We start from the raw sequence: 18,792 nt of genomic DNA on the forward strand, positions 1-18,792 counted from the left end.
GAAACTTTTTGATAACCGATTCAAGAGCTACAGGCTTTATTCCCCTCTCACTTCCTGCCTGGCATTCCCTTTTTACGCTTATATTTCCGTCATCCGGTATATTCTTTAACCTTTGCGTCTGTGATGAAACATTTTCAACTACTTCATCTCATCTCGACTTTCAGCGCCTGACCCGCTATCTTTGGCTGTCTGGATGTCTAAACGTATAAATGGTTAGCCGAGGAAGTAAACGATGCCGATTAGGGTACCCGATGAATTACCAGCCGTGAATTTTCTGCGTAATGAAAATGTATTTGTGATGACCTCTACAAGGGCCAGCACTCAGGAAATCCGCCCGTTAAAAGTGCTGGTTTTGAATCTGATGCCTAAAAAAATCGAGACGGAGAACCAGTTTTTACGCCTGCTTTCTAACTCGCCGTTGCAAATAGATATTCAACTTCTGCGCGTCGACAGCCGCGAGTCACGCAATACGCCTGTGGAGCACCTGAACAACTTTTACTGTAATTTTGAGGATATTCAGGACAATAACTACGATGGTCTGATCGTTACCGGGGCACCGCTGGGCCTGGTGGATTTTAACGATGTGGCGTACTGGCCGCAGATCCAGCGCGTTCTCCACTGGGCTAAAGAGCACGTTACCTCCACGCTTTTTGTTTGCTGGGCGGTGCAGGCTGCTTTGAATATCCTGTACGGCATCCCTAAACAAACGCGTGATAAAAAATTATCGGGCGTTTATGAGCATCGTATTCTGCATCCGCACGCTCTGTTAACGCGTGGCTTCGACGATACTTTTCTGGCGCCGCATTCACGCTATGCGGATTTCCCGACGCACCTGCTGCGCGATTACACGGATCTGGAAATTTTTGCCGAATCAGAAGAGACGGGCGCTTACCTGTTCGCCAGCAAAGACAAGCGTCTGGCTTTCGTCACCGGCCATCCGGAATACGATGCGCTGACGCTGTCCGGCGAATACCATCGTGACTACGAAGCCGGGCTGCATCCGGAGGTACCCTGTAATTACTTCCCACAGGACAACCCGGAACTGCCGCCTCGAGCCAGCTGGCGCAGCCACGGCAACCTGCTGTTTTCAAACTGGCTGAACTACTACGTTTACCAGATCACGCCGTTCGATCTGCGTCATATGAACCCAACGCTGGAATAGTAGCGCAGGGCGTTTTGCCAGACCGCCAGTCGGATGCTTCTACGTGATGAAAACTTGTGCCAGTATGGATTGCCGGCATCGTGCCGCAGGTGAGAAAGAGGCAACAGTGGGCAACAGAACAGAAGCGCTGCATCAGCAGCTGGCAAAACGCATCATGGTGCTGGATGGCGGCATGGGCACCATGATCCAGAGCTATCGTCTGAGCGAAGAGGATTTTCGCGGCGAGCGGTTTGCCGACTGGCAGAGCGATTTAAAGGGTAATAACGACCTGCTGGTGCTGACGCGGCCTGATGTGATAAGCGACATTCACCACGCCTATCTACAGGCGGGCGCAGATATTCTGGAAACCAACACGTTCAACGCCACCCCTGTTGCGATGGCGGATTACCATATGGCCTCGCTGTCGGCGGAAATCAACTTTGCCGCCGCAAAGCTGGCCCGTGAGTGCGCCGATGCCTGGACGGCCCGCACGCCAGAAAAACCACGCTATGTTGCAGGCGTTTTAGGGCCAACTAACCGCACCTGCTCGATTTCGCCGGACGTTAACGATCCTGCCTTCCGTAATATCACTTTCAATCAGCTGGTCGAAGCCTACCGTGAATCAACAAAGGCACTGATGGCGGGCGGCGTTGATATTATTATGATCGAAACCATTTTCGATACGTTAAATGCCAAAGCGGCCATTTTCGCGGTAAAAAGCGAATTTGACGAGCAGGGCATTACGCTGCCTCTGATGATTTCCGGCACCATTACCGATGCATCCGGCCGTACGCTTTCGGGACAGACTACCGAAGCTTTTTATAATTCGCTGCGTCATGCGCAGCCGCTGTCGTTCGGCCTGAACTGCGCGCTGGGGCCGGACGAGCTGCGTCAGTACGTGGCGGAGCTGTCGCGCATTGCGGAAAGCTACGTGACCGCGCACCCCAATGCGGGCCTGCCTAACGCCTTTGGTGAATACGATCTGGACGCGGACATTATGGCGGAGCAGATAGGTGAATGGGCGCGATCGGGCTTTTTAAATATCGTCGGCGGCTGCTGCGGTACTACGCCAGCACATATTGCCGCAATGGCCGCCGCGGTAGAGGGCGTTACGCCTCGCCAGCGGCCGGATCTGCCCGTGGCCTGTCGTCTTTCCGGTCTTGAACCACTGAACATCAGCGCTGAAACGCTGTTCGTCAACGTCGGCGAGCGCACCAACGTTACCGGCTCGGCAAAATTCAAGCGTCTGATCAAAGAAGAGAAGTACAGCGAGGCGCTGGAAGTGGCGTTGCAGCAGGTGGAAAGCGGCGCGCAGATCGTTGATATCAATATGGACGAGGGGATGCTGGATGCGGAGGCGGCGATGGTACGCTTCCTGAACCTGATTGCCGGTGAGCCGGATATTGCGCGCGTGCCGGTGATGATCGACTCCTCCAAATGGGAAGTGATTGAAAAAGGCCTGCAGTGTATTCAGGGCAAAGGCATCGTTAACTCCATTTCGATGAAGGAAGGCATCGAAGCCTTTATTCATCATGCCCGTCTGGTGCGGCGCTACGGCGCGGCAATGGTTGTGATGGCGTTTGATGAGATCGGCCAGGCGGATACCCGCGAACGCAAAATCGCTATCTGCCGTCGTGCCTATCAGATCCTGACGGAAGAGGTTGGCTTCCCGCCGGAAGATATCATTTTCGACCCCAACATCTTTGCGGTCGCTACCGGCATTGAAGAGCACAACAACTACGCGATGGATTTCATCGGCGCCTGTGAAGATATCAAGCGAGAGCTGCCGCACGCGATGATTTCAGGCGGCGTCTCCAACGTCTCCTTTTCCTTTCGCGGCAACGATCCGGTACGTGAAGCTATCCACGCGGTTTTCCTTTATTACGCTATTCGCAACGGTATGGATATGGGGATCGTCAATGCCGGTCAGCTGGCCATCTATGACGACCTGGCGCCAGATCTGCGCAACGCGGTAGAAGACGTGGTGCTTAACCGGCGTGAAGACAGCACCGAGCGGCTGCTGACGCTGGCGGAAAAATATCGTGGCAGCAAGGCGGACGACGGAAACAAGCCGCAGGCAGAATGGCGCAGCTGGGAAGTGGAAAAGCGGCTGGAGTATTCGCTGGTTAAAGGCATTACCGAATTTATTGAAGAGGATACCGAGGCCGCGCGCCAGAAGGCGAGTCGCCCGATTGAAGTAATCGAGGGGCCGCTGATGGCGGGCATGAACGTGGTCGGCGACCTGTTTGGCGAAGGCAAAATGTTCCTGCCGCAGGTAGTGAAATCCGCGCGCGTAATGAAGCAGGCAGTGGCTTATCTGGAGCCTTATATTGAGGCGAGCAAAGAGAAGGGCCGCACCAACGGCAAAATCGTGCTCGCTACGGTAAAAGGCGATGTTCACGACATTGGTAAAAATATCGTCGGCGTGGTGCTGCAATGCAACAACTACGAAATCGTCGATCTGGGCGTGATGGTGCCCGGCGATAAAATTCTTAAAACCGCCAGAGAACAAAATGCCGATATCATCGGTCTGTCGGGGCTGATTACGCCGTCGCTGGACGAGATGGTCAACGTGGCGAAAGAGATGGAGCGGCAGGGCTTTACGCTGCCGCTGCTGATCGGCGGCGCAACCACGTCCAAAGCGCATACGGCCGTTAAAATCGAGCAAAACTATAGCGGCCCAACGGTCTATGTGCAAAACGCCTCGCGCACGGTTGGCGTGGTTTCAGCGCTGCTTTCCGCCACGCAGCGTGACGATTTCGTGGCCCGCACGCGTAAAGAGTATGAAACGGTGCGCATCCAGCACGGTCGTAAAAAGCCGCGCACGCCGCCGGTCTCGCTGGCGACGGCAAGGGCTAATGCCCTGGCGCTGGACTGGGAAGATTATACGCCGCCCGTGCCGCACCGGCTGGGCATAAGCGAAGTAAGCGCTAACATCGAAACGCTGCGGCACTATATAGACTGGACGCCGTTCTTTATGACCTGGTCGCTGGCTGGCAAATATCCCCGCATTCTGGAAGACGAAGTGGTGGGTGTTGAGGCGAAACGGCTTTTTGACGATGCGAACGCGATGCTGGACGAGCTGAGCGCGAAGCAGGCGCTTACACCGCGCGGCGTAGTAGGCATTTTTCCGGCTAACCGCGTCGGCGACGATATCCATATTTATCGCGACGAAGCACGCCGCGACGTTCTGCAAGTAAGCCATCACTTACGTCAGCAGACGGAAAAAACGGACTTTGCGAACTACTGCCTGGCCGATTTTGTGGCACCGGCTGCCAGCCGCAAAGCCGACTATCTGGGCGCGTTCGCCGTTACCGGCGGCCTGGAGGAAGATTCGCTGGCGGAAGCCTATGACGCCGCTCATGATGATTACAACAAAATCATGGTGAAAGCGCTGGCAGATCGTTTGGCGGAAGCGTTCGCGGAATATCTGCATGAGCGAGTTCGTAAGGTCATCTGGGGCTTTGCGCCTACGGAAAACCTGAGCAATGAAGAGCTGATCCGTGAGAACTATCAGGGCATTCGTCCCGCGCCCGGCTATCCCGCCTGTCCGGAACACACCGAGAAGGCGACCATCTGGCAGCTGCTGGATGTTGAAACCCATACCGGCATGAGGCTGACGGAATCTTTTGCCATGTGGCCGGGCGCATCGGTTTCCGGCTGGTACTTCAGCCATCCGCAAAGCAAATATTTTGCGGTCGCTCAACTGCAACGCGATCAGGTAGAAGATTATGCGCAGCGCAAAGGGATGTCGGTGAGCGAAGTTGAGCGCTGGCTGGCCTCAAACCTGGGTTATGACGCCGACTGACCAATGCCGGGGGCAGATAACAGGATCTGCCCTGCTTTTCTCCCGCCTGCTCTTCAGCCAGCGCCAGTCGCGCGATGCCATTTCAATAATATGACGCTGATAAAAAAGCTTTTTCGCCAGAGCGACTAAACTTAAGGCGACGGTCGCTCATCAGGACTAAAGCTTTTATTCGTGAAAATCCGTGAGGTTAATATCGGTGCTGACCCTGCTTAATTTACTTTCTGCCGTAGCGCTGCTGGTGTGGGGAACGCATATTGTTCGTACCGGCATTATGCGAGTTTACGGCGCAGATCTCCGCCGCGTGCTCAGCCGCAGCGTGGCGAAAAAGCCGATGGCCTTTGTGGCCGGCATCGGCGTCACCGCGCTGGTGCAGAGCAGCAATGCCACCACGCTGCTGGTGACTTCGTTTGTGGCGCAGGAGCTGGTGGCGCTGACGCCCGCGCTGGTGATCATACTGGGCGCGGACGTGGGGACGGCGCTCATGGCGCGCATCCTGACCTTTGATCTTTCCTGGCTGTCGCCGCTGTTTATTTTCTTTGGCGTGGTCTTTTTCCTGGGACGCAAACAGACGCGCGCCGGGCAGCTTGGCCGCGCCAGCATCGGGCTGGGGCTGATCCTGCTGGCGCTACAGCTGATCGTCGCGGCGGCGACGCCAATCACCCAGGCCGCAGGCGTTAAGGTAATCTTCTCTTCGCTCACCGGCGACGTAATGCTGGACTCGCTGATTGGCGCGGTATTTGCCATTATCAGCTATTCGAGTCTGGCGGCGGTGCTGATCACCGCCACGCTCACCGCGACCGGCGTTATCTCTTTTAAAGTGGCGCTGTGCCTGGTGATCGGCGCGAATCTGGGCAGCGGCCTGCTGGCGATGCTGAACAACAGCGGCTCCAATGCCGCAGGGAAACAGGTGGCGCTGGGCAGTCTGCTGTTCAAATTTATCGGCTCGCTGATAGTGCTGCCTTTCATCGATCTGCTGGCGGACTGGCTGCAAAAGCTGCCGGTTAACGACGAAGAGCTGGTGATCTTTTTCCACGTCTTCTACAACCTGATCCGCTGTCTGGTGATGGTGCCTTTCGCCGATTTGATGGCCGATCTGTGCCAGCGAATTATTCGTGAAGAGCCGGAAACGGATTTGCGCCTGAAGCCGAAACATCTGGACAGTAGCGCGCTGGATACGCCCGCGCTGGCGCTGGCGAACGCTTCAAGAGAGACGCTGCGCATGGGTGACGTGCTGGAACAGATGCTGACCAGCTTCAGTAAAGTGATGCACGGCGAGCTGCGAGAGGAAAGGGAAATCCGGCGGCTGGACGACGACGTTGACATACTTTATACCGCGATCAAACTCTATCTGGCGCAGATGCCGAAAGAAGATCTCCCGGAAGAGGATTCGCGGCGCTGGGCGGAAATCATCGAAATGGCGCTGAACCTGGAAATGGCGGGCGATATTCTGGAGCGCATGAGCGGCGACGTGGTGGATAAATCGCTGAATGCGCGCCGTGCTTTTTCGGTGGAGGGCCTGGCGGAACTGGATGCGCTGCTTGAGCAGCTCAACGCCAACCTGCGTCTGAGCCTGTCGGTATTTTTATCACATGACGTAACCAGCGCTAAGCGGCTGCGGCGCGCCAAGCACCGTTTCCGCATTACAACTCGCCGCTATTCGCATAAGCATGTCGATCGTCTGCATCAGCAAAACGTGCAGAGTATAGAAACCAGTTCGCTGCATCTGGGCCTGCTGGGCGATATGAAAAGGTTGAACTCGCTATTTTGCGCGGTTGCCTACAGCGTGCTGGAGCAGCCTGACGATCCCAGGGATGAGGAATAACGCAAGCCCCCGCGACAATGCGGGGGAGAAACGCTATTTTTTGCTGATGGGTTTGCTGGACCAGTAGCCCGCCAGCAGCGAGCCGGAAAGATTGTGCCAGACCGAGAACAGCGCGCCCGGCAGCGCGGCCAGCGGTGAGAAGTAAAGCTTGCCCAGCGTCGCCGCCAGCCCGGAGTTTTGCATCCCCACTTCCAGCGCCAGCGTGCGGCAGGTGGATTCATCGAAGCCAAACAGCTTGCCGCCCCAATAGCCGCCCAGCAGGCCGATAGCGTTATGCAGGATCACTGCGGCTATCGTCACCAGCCCCACCGACCCGATAAAGCCCTGACTGCCCGCTACGACGGCGCTAATAATCAGCAGAATGCAGACCATGGAAAAAGCGGGCAGATAAGGCTCCACGCGGCGCACCACGCCGTGCAGCGTGTGATGGACAATCAGCCCGATGCTAATCGGCACCACCACGATTTTAACGATGCTCAGCAGCATCCCGGCGACATCCACCTGAATATGCGTATCCACGTAGAGCTTAGTCAGCAGCGGCGTGGCGAACACGCCTACCAGTGCGGAGACGGACGAGATGGTCACCGACAGCGCCACGTCGCCCTTAGCCAGATAGATCATCACGTTGGAAGCGGTGCCGCTGGCGACGCTGCCAACCAGGATCATGCCCGCTGCCAGATCCGGCGGCATCTTAAACAGTTTTGCCAGCGCCCAGGCGGCGAGCGGCATCACCAGATAGTGCAAAAACGTGCCGGCGATAACCGGTGCCGGTCGGGTCAGCACGCGTTTGAAATCGTTGATATTCAGCGTGACGCCCATACCAAACATAATCAGCATCAGCAAATAAGTGACCCAGGGGCCAATACCCAGAAAGGGGGTTGGCGTGTACCAGGCAGCAAGGGAAAGCAGGACTGCCCATAACGGGAACAGTCGGGTAACGGTGGCGAGCATAGCCAGACTTCCTTTTGATGTTGTGATTACAAAATGCCGTTTTCCCGGAACGGGGGAAAAGCGGTCGTCGAATCATAGCATTAGCCGATGGGAAAGGAAGGACGAGCGGACAGCGGCGGGAAAGACGCAGGAAAAGGGCGGGCCAGCAGCGGCCCGCCAGGCAGGCGTTACGCTTTTTCCTCCAGCAGAACGCGGTAAATCAGGCCGCCAACCAGCGCGCCGACGAGCGGCATCGCCCAGAACATCCATAGCTGATCCAGCGCCCAGCCGCCCTGGAAGATAGCCACGGCGGTACTGCGTGCCGGGTTAACCGAGGTATTGGTCACCGGAATGCTGATCAAATGGATCAGGGTCAGCGCCAGACCGATAGCAATGGGCGCAAAGCCCTTCGGCGCGCGTTTGTCGGTCGCGCCGTGGATAACGATCAGGAAAATAGCGGTCAGCACGGCTTCCGCAATCATGCCGGACAGCAGAGAGAAACCGCCGGGCGAATGCTCGCCGTAGCCGTTGGCGGCAAAACCGCTGGCTGCCGCGTCAAAAGAGGCTTTGCCGCTGGCGATCAGATAAAGCGTGCCTGCCGCCAGCGCGCCGCCCACAACCTGCGCCAGCACATAGGGAAGGATTTGCGACGCGGGAAAACGGCCGCCGGCCCACAGCCCTATGGTTACCGCCGGATTAAAATGACCGCCCGAGATATGCCCTACGGCATAAGCCATCGTCAGGACGGTCAGGCCAAACGCCAGCGATACGCCGACAAAACCAATTCCCAGCTCGGGAAAAGCCGCGGCTAATACCGCGCTACCACAGCCGCCGAGAACCAGCACAAAGGTTCCCAGCGATTCAGCGACTAACCTACGCATGTTTTGCTCCATTATTTGATTTAACGCCACGATTATCCCTGGCTTGTCCAACCGGAAAATCAACGGAACGGAGAATATGCTGTCTGCGGACGGATCTGCGGCTTTATTAGCGACTGGCTTGAGCCAGATCAAAAGATAAGCGCTCGCTGAGTAAAGCGATGAAAGGGAAAAACAAGAAAAGTAAAAAAGCGGGCAAGGCTGATAATAAGCCTTCAGGCTATCAGGCCACCATTGGGCTGATGAAGGTCGGCTGTATTGCTGCGAAAACGGCAGGGCGCCGCAGGCTTGTCAGCAATCTGGAAGCCGGGCTTCCGCCCGGCTTCCACGCTTACTCAAACAGATTTTTATGCAGCGCCTGCACCACCTGTTCGGCGTCGTTGCCCGGCACCAGGAAGCAGAGGTTATAGCTGCTTGCGCCATAGCAGATCAGGCGCAGGTTAAACGGCTCCAGCACGCCGAAGACCTCTTTGCCGACGCCGCAGGCTTTGGAAAGCTGATTGCCGATCAGCGCCACCAGCGCCAGATTCTCTTCTACCTCTACGCGGCACAGCGAAGAGAGCTCGGTCAGCAGCGCCTGAGTCAGCAGGCCATCGCTGTTGGAGGTGGAGCCAGTGGTATCCAGCGTCAGCGCAACGCTTACCTCCGAAGTGGTAATCAGATCGACCGAGATATTATGGCGCGCGAGGATGGTGAAAACCTCAACCAGAAAGCCGCGCGCGTGCAGCATATTCAGGCTGTGCAGCGTCAGCAGCGTCTGTTTGCGGCGCAGGGCCAGCGCGCGGAACAGCGGCGGATCCTGCGTTTCGTTGCAGACGCGCGTGCCGCCAGCGGCCGGATCCTTACTGGAGCCGACGAACACCGGAATATCGCTGCGTACGGCAGGCAACAGCGTGGCCGGATGCAGCACCTTGGCACCAAACGTCGCCATCTCCGCCGCTTCGCCAAAGGTGATTTCATCAATGCGTTTCGCCGTCGGCACCACGCGCGGATCGGTGGTATAGATGCCCGGTACATCGGTCCAGATGTCGATACGGCTTGCGTGCAGCGCTTCGCCCAGCAGCGCGGCGGTATAGTCGCTGCCGCCGCGACCCAGCGTGGTGGTGCGGCCTTTCGGCTCGCTGCCGATAAAGCCCTGGGTCACGATCAGCGCTTCGCCCAGCCGCGGCGCCAGCTGTGCCTGCGTCAGTTCCGCCAGCAGCGCGACATCCGGCTCTGCGCGACCAAAGCGGTCGTTGGTGCGCATCACTTTACGCACGTCGAACCACTCGGAGGCCACTTCGCGCTGGCGCAGGATCTCTACAAACAGCAGGCTGGACATCAGTTCGCCGTGGCTGACCAGCTCATCGGTCAGCGCGGTTGAGGTAGCCAGCGCGGCGGCTTCGGAAAGCATGGTGATGTTTTCCAGCACGCGATCGATTTCGTCGCGAATCACTTCAGAATGCGGCAGCTGGTCAACAATGGCGTACTGGATGCGGCGGATCTCATCCAGTTGATAAGCACGCTGCTCCTGCTCCAGGCCTTCCGCCAGGGAAACCAACAGGTTGGTGACGCCCGCAGAGGCGGAAAGCACCACCACGCGCACATTCGGATCGGCCAGCACCACGTCGGCGCTGCGGTTCATGGCGGCGTAATCGGCAACGCTGGTGCCGCCGAACTTCGCCACGATCAATGATTGGGACATGTCTTGACATACCTCGTGTCAGGTTAAAATCTATCAGCCTTGGCACAAGGGAAGAGCAGAAACGGGGCAGACGTAGAAAAGGGATTACTACGAGTCACCCAGAAGCGCTCCACCTTGCAAATCGTCCGCCCGGCGGACGATCGTGGTGACAACCCAGAGGATTCAGCCCCTGTAGCCGATACGCCCCATACCGCATGGTTTGTACCTCGGCGTCGCTCCCCCTGATGTGTTTTCTACGGATTCGGTTCCTCCAACACACTGCCTGGGCGACGCGCCTCTTCTGGCCTGCGCATCAGATGCGCAGCTAGCCGCCCAGAAATACCGGGTTATTGCCTTGCTGTCAATCCCCGGAACTGGCCGATGATTCATTTTGTACCAGAGCGATCACCGTACAGGGCAGCACGGGCGGCTGGCCGTCGCCTATTTTCAGCTTGCCCTGTTCGTCCTGCACAAAGAGCAACAGCGCGTTCTGATTCTTTTCCAGATACTCTTCCCAGCCGAAATTTTCATTCAGGCCCGTCGCTTTGATTACGCCGCCTTTCGCCAGCAGGCTGCTGAGGCGGGCATAGGTATGCTCCTGGCTGAACAGCACTTCATGACGGCGAAAGCGCGGGCTTTCACTGTCGCGGCGGCCTTTCAGCGCGGCGCCCGAACGAATAGCCGCCACGTTGTTGTTACCAAAAATATGGCTGAAATGGTAAACGGCCAGCGCATTTTGATGGCGATTGGGCGACAGGGCAAGCACCTGGGCCGTTTCGCTAAGGTCGAGGAAGTTTTCGGCATGATCCGACCAGGCGTTGCCGTAGTAAGCGGGAATGCCTTCCATACGGGCCAGCCGATAATATTCCCAGCTGCTGTCCGTCACCAGCACGGGCAGATCCAGCTTTTGCAGCGCGGCAGCCAGCGCGCGGGCGACGCTGTTCGCGCCGATAATCAGGATACCGCGCGGCTCCCGTTGCTGCACGCGCAGCGCACGGGCGAGGAACGAGCTGGTCAGGCTTTGCAGCACCACGGTGCCGATAATCACCGCAAACACCACGGTCACCAGCCGGCTGGCGCCTTCATAGCCGGTTTTTTCCAGCGTCAGCGCAAACAGCGAGCTGACTGCCGCCGCCACGATGCCGCGTGGCGAAATCCAGCTCAGCAGCAGCTTGTCGCGCCAGGAGAGCGAGGAACCCCACGTGGAGAGCGCGATACAGAGCGGACGAGCGATAAACTGCACCACCAGCAGCAGGCCAAGCAGCGGCCAGCCCATCGCCAGCAGCGCGCCGAGATCCAGCCTGGCGGCCAGAATAATAAACAGCGCGGAGATCAGCAGCGCCGACAGCTCCTCTTTAAAGGCGATAATCTCGCTCAAATCCACATCGCGCATATTGGCCAGCCAGATCCCCATCACGGTGACGGTCAGCAGGCCCGACTCGTCGGCAATAGCGTTCGACGCGCCGAAAGCGGTCAGCGTAACGGCCAGCACCGCAAAGTTTTGCAGATAGCCCGGCAGCCAGACGCGCTTCAGCGCGACGCCCATCAGCCAGCCGAACAGCGCGCCGCCGACGGTGCCGACCACCACGGTCAGGCCGAACGTCCAGAAGAGATGGGTCAGCGACTCCGCTTTTTGCTGTAGCACAATGAATTCAAACACCAGCAGCGTGAAAATAGCGCCGACCGGATCGATCACAATGCCTTCCCAGCGCAGGATCTGATTAATTGCCTTATTCGGACGCACCACGCGCATCAGCGGAGCGATAACCGTCGGGCCGGTGACGACCGTGACGGCGCCGACCAGCGCCGCCAGCTCGGGCGGGAAGTCGAGCAGCAGCCAGCAGGTGAGGCCGATAGCCAGAAAAGTGATAAACATGCCGATTGTGACCAGATTGCGCACCACCTTGCCCAATCCACGGATCTCGTCGAAACGCAGCGTCAACGCGCCTTCAAACAGAATGATCGCTACCGAGAGAGAAACCAGCGGGAACAGCAGAGCGCCAAACAGCGCATCCGGCTGCAAAACATGACCGACCGGCCCCAGGAGAATGCCGAAAACAAGCAGCGGTAAAATGGCCGGTAAACGCAGCAACCAGGCCAGCCACTGGGCCACGAGCGAGCTTAATCCAATGATAACCAACAGGAGTGGCGCAGAAAGCTCCATAAAATTTTTCCTTTAAAGGGCAAGAATAGTCATACTGAAACGCATCGGGTTTCACCCCGCCGCCTGAATTATAAATAGCCCCGGGCAAAAGAGAGGAAAACTTCTCCTCTGATAGCCGTCACCTGTTGCAGGGAAAGGCGTGCGAAAAACGCGTAACAGGTAACATGGCGCCCGGTCTGTTTTACGGTTCTTAAATAAAAAGAGTGTGTTGCTATGAAAAATATCAATCCGACACAAACCGCTGCCTGGCAAGCGCTGCAGCAGCATTTTGCAGAGATGAAAGACGTAGAGATTGCCGACCTGTTCGCGAAAGATGCCGATCGGTTCAGCAAATTTTCCGCCACCTTCGACGATCAAATGCTGGTGGACTTCTCTAAAAACCGCATCACCAGCGAAACGCTCGACAAGCTGCAGGCTCTGGCGAAAGAAACCGAGCTGCAGGATGCTATCAAATCCATGTTCTCCGGGGAAAAAATTAACCGCACTGAAGATCGCGCCGTGCTGCACGTTGCCCTGCGCAACCGCAGCAACAAGCCGATTATGGTCGATGGCAAGGATGTGATGCCGGAAGTCAATGCGGTGCTGGAGAAGATGAAGTCGTTCTCCGATCGCATCATCAGCGGTGAGTGGAAGGGCTACACCGGTAAAGCTATCACCGACGTGGTCAACATCGGTATCGGCGGTTCCGATCTGGGGCCGTTTATGGTTACCGAGGCGCTGCGTCCGTATAAAAACCATCTGAATATGCATTTCGTCTCTAACGTAGACGGCACGCATATCGCGGAAACGGTAAAAGATCTCAGCCCGGAAACCACACTGTTCCTGGTCGCGTCAAAAACCTTCACCACCCAGGAAACCATGACCAACGCCCACAGCGCGCGTGACTGGTTCCTGAAGGCGGCGGGCGACGAGCAGCACGTAGCGAAACATTTCGCCGCGCTCTCTACCAATGCCAAAGCCGTGGGCGAGTTCGGCATCGACACCGCCAATATGTTTGAGTTCTGGGACTGGGTCGGCGGCCGCTATTCGCTCTGGTCGGCGATTGGCCTCTCTATCGTGCTGTCCATTGGCTTCGATAACTTCGAGCAGCTGCTGAGCGGCGCCCACGCGATGGACAACCACTTCGCCAACACGCCTGCGGAGCAAAACCTGCCGGTGATCCTGGCGCTGATCGGCATCTGGTATAACAACTTCTTCGGTGCCGAAACCGAAGCTATCCTGCCTTACGACCAGTACATGCATCGTTTTGCCGCCTACTTCCAGCAGGGCAATATGGAGTCGAACGGCAAATATGTCGATCGCAACGGCAACCCTGTCAGCTATGAAACCGGCCCGATCATCTGGGGCGAGCCTGGCACCAACGGTCAGCACGCCTTCTATCAGCTGATCCACCAGGGCACCAAGCTGGTGCCGTGCGACTTTATCGCGCCGGCCGTCAGCCACAACCAGCTGGGCGATCATCACGCCAAGCTGCTCTCTAACTTCTTCGCACAGACCGAAGCGCTGGCGTTCGGCAAATCTCGCGAAACGGTAGAGAAAGAGTTCGCTGATGCGGGCAAAGATGCCCAGTCCGTCGGGCATATCGTGCCGTTCAAAGTGTTTGAAGGGAACCGTCCGACCAACTCCATTCTGCTGCGTGAAATCAACCCGTTCAGCCTGGGCGCGTTGATTGCGCTGTACGAGCACAAAATCTTTACCCAGGGCGCTATCCTGAACATCTTCACCTTCGATCAGTGGGGCGTGGAGCTGGGTAAACAGCTGGCTAACCGCATCCTGCCTGAGCTTTCCGGCGGCGAGCAGGTGGCAAGCCATGACAGCTCCACCAACGGCCTGATCAACCGCTACAAAAACTGGCGCGGCTGAAACAGCTGACACGCGTCCGGCTCTCTGCTGGCGCAGCGCAAAGTCTGAAGGTCGGCCATCGCGCCGGCCTTTTTTAGCTGCATAATGCGTTTATCAGATCCATCTTTACCTACTGGTGGTCCTGTTTGACAGCGACGCGGTTTCCCGCTGGCCCTGACGAATGCGGCGCTGTAACAGAGTTTAAGGTTAATTCCTCTTCCAATAATTGCTGAATGACCTGCTGCCTGACTAAGGAAATTCTTAAATTTCAGGCCACTAAGTCAATTTATGGCAGGAATAGTCCGAAACGTATTCTCGTTCGATCCGCTTAAAACGCTGAGTAAATACATTTAACTCACTGAAAAACTGCACTTTTAACAGAAAAAGCGCGCTGCCGCATTTTCTGCCCATAAAACGGCCGTTTTAATCACAATCGGTAGTGAATGGCGCTAACTTGTCGCGTTATGGCAGCGATAAATAGCGATATAACGAGTTTATTGACCAATTGTTGCCTTATCCCTCCAAAAATGTTTCTGTTTCACACAGCGAAGCGGCAGCAGCCAGCGCGTTTAACCGTCCTGAATTCTGGTAATTTATTGCCTTATAATGAGCCGGTCTGAAATCTTTCAGGCGAGTTATCCATTCATTCTATGAAGGATTTTGTATGAAAAAAGTCTTATGTGCTGCTGCAGCCGTAGCGTACTTAGCGACTGCTTCCGCCGCGTTTGCCGCGCCTGAAGAGGCCGGTGCCGCAGCGGGCGCCTCGGCGGGAACCCTTTCCGCCGGGACGACCACGGCAGTGGGTGTGGGCGCGCTTGGCGCGCTGGTTGGCGTGGCGCTGGCAGCAAGCAGCGGCGGTAACGGTTCCAACACCGGAACCACGACTACTACCACCACCAGCACCACTCGTTAAGTGCAGTAAATTAATCATAACCACACGCTTGTGTGGTTATTTTTTGATATTTTCAGACTTCATTCAGGAACTTACACCAGTGCGCTACCTACCACTGCTGCTTTTATGCCTGCTTGCCCAGGGCTGCACACAAACACAAAAAAGCCTGGGGGAGACGGTAAAACTCGCTCTGCTCGGGCCGGACGACGTCGAGGTAACGGCAGAGCAGGTCGAAGGCCTGCCCTATGCCAGCATGTATCTGCGCGTTAACAACGGCCAGCGTATTTTTGTGGTGCTGGGCTTTGACGAAAACGGCCAGCAAAAATGGATCACGCGCGATCGCACCATGATCGTCACGCAGCATGGCCGCGTAGTGAAAACGTTAGGCCTGGCGGACAACCTGCATGAGGTGAGCAACCTTGCTCAGGATCCGCTGGCCGATCCGCTGCATCTGACCGATGGCGCAGGCTGGACACGCCAACTGACCTGGTCGGCAGCGGGCCGCTTCCACGCCGCGACGGCGGTATCGCGCTTTACGCGTTTGCAGGATGAGGTACTTGACCTGACAGGGCACCGCGTCGCCTGCCGCGTCTGGCAGGAAGAGGTCACGGCCGACGGTAAAACCTGGCGCAATATTTTCTGGATCGACACGACTACCGGCCAGGTTCGCCAGTCGCGGCAGACGCTGGGCGGCGACGACGTCTCCGTTGAAACCACCATCCTGAAGCCTGCAAAATCATGAAAAATATTACTTATCTCCTCGCAGGCCTCGCCGCCTGCGTGTCGCTGAACGTGTGCGCCGACAGCGAAGTCACCGTCTTCTCGCCGGATCGCAGCGAAACTGCGCTGGTCAGCCATGCACAGAACCTGGCGCAGCTGACGGCAAGCCCCGCGCTGGCAGGTACCTGGTGGCCAGGCACGGTTATCAGCGAAAAGCTGGCGACGGCAGCGGCGGTACAGCAACAGCAGCAGCTGCTGGCGCGTCTGAAAAGCTGGAGCGCGGAATTACGTGCCGACGACGACGGCGAAAAAGCCGCGGTTGTCGATAACCTTTACCAGCAGATTGCCGCCATTAAGGTCACGGGTCGTCAGATTGTGAACCTCGATCCGGACTGGGTGCGCCTGCGCCCTGAAGAGAACCGTCGGCTGGAGGGTGAATACAGCGTCTATACGCTGCAAAAACCCGGCAGCCTGACGATCGCCGGTCTGGCGAATAACAGCGGCAAAACAACCTGGGTGGCGGGCCGCAGCGTGGTTGACTATCTGGCTGACCACGAGCGTCTGGACGGCGGCGAGCGCAATTTCGTCACGCTGATCGCGCCTACCGGCAAAACCGAGCAGGTGCCGGTCGCCTACTGGAATCGCCGCGATGTTGAACCCGACGCGGGCAGCATCATTTACGTTGGCTTTTCTGCCTGGTCGCTGCCTGACGGCCCGGATCTTAACCAGCAAATTATTTCTGTTTTGACGCACCGGATCCCTGACTGATGAAAAAAACTTACCTTCTCAGCCTGCTGGCGATGTCCGTGGCCTGCGCTTGCCAGGCTCAGGCTGCGGATCCTGTCGGGCCATCGCAGTCCGACTTTGGCGGCGTGGGCCTGCTGCAGGTGCCGACGGCGCGTATGGCGAAAGATGGCGAATTCAGCCTGAACTACCGCTATAACGATCAGTACCGCTTCTATTCCTCCTCGGTGCAGCTTTTCCCGTGGCTGGAAGCCACCATCCGCTATACCGACGTGAAAACCCGTCGCTACAGCGCCGTGGAAAGCTTCAGCGGCAGCCAGTCCTATAAAGACAAGGCGTTCGATCTTAAAGCGCGACTGTGGCAGGAAGGCTACTGGTTGCCGGAAGTCTCCGTCGGCGCGCGCGACCTGGGCGGTACAGGACTGTTCGACAGCGAATATATGGTTGCCAGCAAAGCCTGGGGGCCGTTTGACTTCACCGTCGGGCTGGGCTTCGGCTATCTCGGCAACAGCGGCACGGTCAAAAACCCGTTCTGCGAGGCGGACAGCAGCTACTGCTACCGCTCCAACACCAACGGCACCGCCGGTTCGGTCAGCGACAAAGATCTGTTTAAAGGCCCGGCGGCTATTTTCGGCGGCATTGAATACCAGACGCCATGGCAGCCGCTGCGTCTGAAGGTGGAATACGAAGGCAACGACTATCAGGATGATTTTGCCGGTCGCCTGGAGCAGAAAAGTAAAGTCAACGTTGGGGCTATTTATCGCATTACCGACTGGGCCGACGTTAACGTCAGCTACGAGCGTGGCAACACGCTGATGGCGGGCTTTACGCTGCGCACCAACTTCAACGATCTGCATACCGCCTCGGTGGATGCGCCTAAGCCAGCTTATAATCCACAGCCGCAGGGCGAATTCCTCGAGCCGACGGTGGTGGCGAACCAGCTGACCGACCTGAAATATAATGCGGGCCTGGTGGGGCCAAGAATTCAGGTGAAGGGCGACACGCTTTATGTTTCCGGTCAGCAGGTAAAATATCGCAATACCCAGGAAGGGATCGATCGCGCCAATGTGATCATGATGAATGCGCTGCCGCAGAACATCGAAAAACTGAACGTGACCGAAACGCGCAACAATATGCCGCAGGTCACTACGGAAACCAGCACCGACAGCCTGCGTCAGCAGCTGGAAGGCTATCCGCTCGGCAAAGAAAAAATGCTGGATCAGAAGCGGGTTAACCCGTCCGATCCTGGCCATACCGAGCAGGGCTATTACATCGACGCGGATCGCTTTAACGCCAGCCTGTCACCGGTGCTGAACCAGTCCGTCGGCGGGCCGGAAAGCTTCTATCTGTACCAGGTCGGCGTGATGGCCAGCGCCAACTACTGGCTGACCGATCATTTGCTGGTGGACGGCAGCGTCTTCGGCAACCTGGCGAACAATTACGATAAGTTCACCTATAACGGCGCGCCGGCCGATTCCTCGCTGCCGCGCGTCCGTACCCATATCCGCGACTATGTTGACAACAACGTCTACGTAAATAACCTGCAAGCCAACTATATGCACTCCCTGGGCAACGGCTTTTACGGGCAGGTTTACGGCGGCTATCTGGAAACGATGTATGGCGGCGTGGGCGGCGAACTCCTTTATCGTCCGCTTGATTCCGACTGGGCGTTCGGCGTTGACGCTAACTACGTCAAGCAGCGCGACTGGGACAACATGATGCAGTTCACCGACTACAATGCGAAAGTCGGTAATCTGACCGCCTACTGGCGTCCCTCCTTCTTTAACCATCAGGTGCTGGTGAAGGCGAGCGTGGGTCAGTATCTGGCCGAGGACAAAGGGGCGACGCTGGACGTTTCCCGTCAGTTCGACAGTGGCGTGATCGTCGGCGCTTACGCCACCAAAACCAACGTTTCGGCGGAGGAGTATGGCGAAGGCGACTTCACCAAAGGCTTCTACATTTCTATTCCGATGGATCTGTTTACCGCTTCGCCGACGCGTGGACGCGCGCAGGTCAACTGGACGCCGCTGACGCGCGACGGCGGTCAGATGCTGGGCCGCAAGTATCAGCTTTACGATATGACCACCGATCGGGACAAAGACTTCCGCTAGGGTGCACAGCAAGGGGCGAATTTTCGCCCCTTTTTTTATGCCTGTTGCGGGCGGCTGGCCTGCGGAAAACTTGTGAA

General features: G+C 57.2%; 12 protein-coding genes and 1 riboswitch. Of the genes, 8 read left to right on the forward strand and 4 right to left on the reverse strand.

Features of this window, described 5'->3' with window-relative positions:
* Window positions 1–232 precede the first annotated feature (232 nt).
* The 3 genes from metA (at window position 233) to AB6T85_RS06215 (ending at window position 6,771) form a co-directional block, all read left to right on the forward strand.
* Window positions 233–1,162 carry a homoserine O-acetyltransferase MetA gene (metA, locus tag AB6T85_RS06205; RefSeq protein WP_253456254.1) on the forward strand — a complete coding sequence of 310 codons (930 nt, stop codon included), beginning with the start codon at window positions 233–235 and terminating at the stop codon, window positions 1,160–1,162.
* A 106-nt stretch (window positions 1,163–1,268) separates the two neighbouring features.
* Window positions 1,269–4,949: a methionine synthase gene (gene metH / locus AB6T85_RS06210; RefSeq protein WP_369895059.1), complete on the forward strand. Its 3,681-nt coding sequence runs from the start codon at window positions 1,269–1,271 to the stop codon at window positions 4,947–4,949.
* A gap of 196 nt (window positions 4,950–5,145) precedes the next feature.
* On the forward strand, window positions 5,146–6,771 hold the full coding sequence (locus AB6T85_RS06215) for a Na/Pi cotransporter family protein (RefSeq protein WP_253461156.1): 1,626 nt from the start codon (window positions 5,146–5,148) through the stop codon (window positions 6,769–6,771).
* A 33-nt stretch (window positions 6,772–6,804) separates the two neighbouring features.
* On the opposite strand, the gene panS is transcribed toward AB6T85_RS06215, so the two are convergent.
* The 4 genes from panS to AB6T85_RS06235 form a co-directional block, all read right to left on the reverse strand.
* Window positions 6,805–7,722 (reverse strand): ketopantoate/pantoate/pantothenate transporter PanS, encoded by a 918-nt coding sequence (gene panS / locus AB6T85_RS06220; protein ID WP_253456247.1) that lies wholly within the window; start codon window positions 7,720–7,722, stop codon window positions 6,805–6,807.
* 167 nt (window positions 7,723–7,889) lie between these two features.
* Window positions 7,890–8,582, reverse strand: a complete 693-nt coding sequence (aqpZ, locus tag AB6T85_RS06225; protein WP_253456239.1) for an aquaporin Z — start codon at window positions 8,580–8,582, stop codon at window positions 7,890–7,892.
* 328 nt (window positions 8,583–8,910) lie between these two features.
* Window positions 8,911–10,263 carry a lysine-sensitive aspartokinase 3 gene (gene lysC, locus AB6T85_RS06230; protein WP_253456236.1) on the reverse strand — a complete coding sequence of 451 codons (1,353 nt, stop codon included), beginning with the start codon at window positions 10,261–10,263 and terminating at the stop codon, window positions 8,911–8,913.
* A 94-nt stretch (window positions 10,264–10,357) separates the two neighbouring features.
* Window positions 10,358–10,551, reverse strand: a riboswitch (Lysine riboswitch).
* 52 nt (window positions 10,552–10,603) lie between these two features.
* A complete protein-coding gene (locus tag AB6T85_RS06235) occupies window positions 10,604–12,406 on the reverse strand; it encodes a cation:proton antiporter (RefSeq protein ID WP_369895060.1) in 1,803 nt (600 codons plus the stop codon).
* A 213-nt stretch (window positions 12,407–12,619) separates the two neighbouring features.
* On the opposite strand from AB6T85_RS06235, the gene pgi reads away from it, so the two are divergent.
* The 5 genes from pgi (at window position 12,620) to AB6T85_RS06260 (ending at window position 18,715) form a co-directional block, all read left to right on the forward strand.
* Window positions 12,620–14,269, forward strand: coding sequence for a glucose-6-phosphate isomerase (gene pgi / locus AB6T85_RS06240; RefSeq protein WP_301252087.1), 1,650 nt, complete (start codon window positions 12,620–12,622; stop codon window positions 14,267–14,269).
* A 643-nt stretch (window positions 14,270–14,912) separates the two neighbouring features.
* On the forward strand, window positions 14,913–15,161 hold the full coding sequence (gene yjbE, locus AB6T85_RS06245) for an exopolysaccharide production protein YjbE (protein WP_125290158.1): 249 nt from the start codon (window positions 14,913–14,915) through the stop codon (window positions 15,159–15,161).
* A gap of 79 nt (window positions 15,162–15,240) precedes the next feature.
* Window positions 15,241–15,882 (forward strand): YjbF family lipoprotein, encoded by a 642-nt coding sequence (locus tag AB6T85_RS06250; RefSeq protein WP_253456227.1) that lies wholly within the window; start codon window positions 15,241–15,243, stop codon window positions 15,880–15,882.
* On the forward strand, window positions 15,879–16,628 hold the full coding sequence (locus AB6T85_RS06255) for a capsule biosynthesis GfcC D2 domain-containing protein (RefSeq protein WP_253456224.1): 750 nt from the start codon (window positions 15,879–15,881) through the stop codon (window positions 16,626–16,628). The genes AB6T85_RS06250 and AB6T85_RS06255 overlap by 4 nt, the downstream gene beginning before the upstream one ends.
* Window positions 16,628–18,715 carry a YjbH domain-containing protein gene (locus AB6T85_RS06260; protein ID WP_253456221.1) on the forward strand — a complete coding sequence of 696 codons (2,088 nt, stop codon included), beginning with the start codon at window positions 16,628–16,630 and terminating at the stop codon, window positions 18,713–18,715. Before AB6T85_RS06255 ends, AB6T85_RS06260 begins: the two co-directional genes overlap by 1 nt.
* The last annotated feature ends 77 nt before the right edge of the window (window positions 18,716–18,792 follow it).

Source organism: Erwinia aeris, from assembly GCF_041224955.1.
Classification (GTDB): Bacteria; Pseudomonadota; Gammaproteobacteria; order Enterobacterales; family Enterobacteriaceae; genus Erwinia; species Erwinia aeris.

What these genes read in the sequence shown, in the direction of transcription:
- AB6T85_RS06260 (WP_253456221.1), top strand. Translation starts at nt 16,628, where the DNA reads ATGAAAAAAACTTACCTTCTCAGCCTGCTGGCGATGTCCGTGGCCTGC.
- pgi (WP_301252087.1), top strand. Translation starts at nt 12,620, where the DNA reads ATGAAAAATATCAATCCGACACAAACCGCTGCCTGGCAAGCGCTGCAG.
- panS (WP_253456247.1), bottom strand. Translation starts at nt 7,722, where the DNA reads ATGCTCGCCACCGTTACCCGACTGTTCCCGTTATGGGCAGTCCTGCTT.
- metA (WP_253456254.1), top strand. Translation starts at nt 233, where the DNA reads ATGCCGATTAGGGTACCCGATGAATTACCAGCCGTGAATTTTCTGCGT.
- aqpZ (WP_253456239.1), bottom strand. Translation starts at nt 8,582, where the DNA reads ATGCGTAGGTTAGTCGCTGAATCGCTGGGAACCTTTGTGCTGGTTCTC.
- lysC (WP_253456236.1), bottom strand. Translation starts at nt 10,263, where the DNA reads ATGTCCCAATCATTGATCGTGGCGAAGTTCGGCGGCACCAGCGTTGCC.
- AB6T85_RS06255 (WP_253456224.1), top strand. Translation starts at nt 15,879, where the DNA reads ATGAAAAATATTACTTATCTCCTCGCAGGCCTCGCCGCCTGCGTGTCG.
- yjbE (WP_125290158.1), top strand. Translation starts at nt 14,913, where the DNA reads ATGAAAAAAGTCTTATGTGCTGCTGCAGCCGTAGCGTACTTAGCGACT.
- AB6T85_RS06235 (WP_369895060.1), bottom strand. Translation starts at nt 12,406, where the DNA reads ATGGAGCTTTCTGCGCCACTCCTGTTGGTTATCATTGGATTAAGCTCG.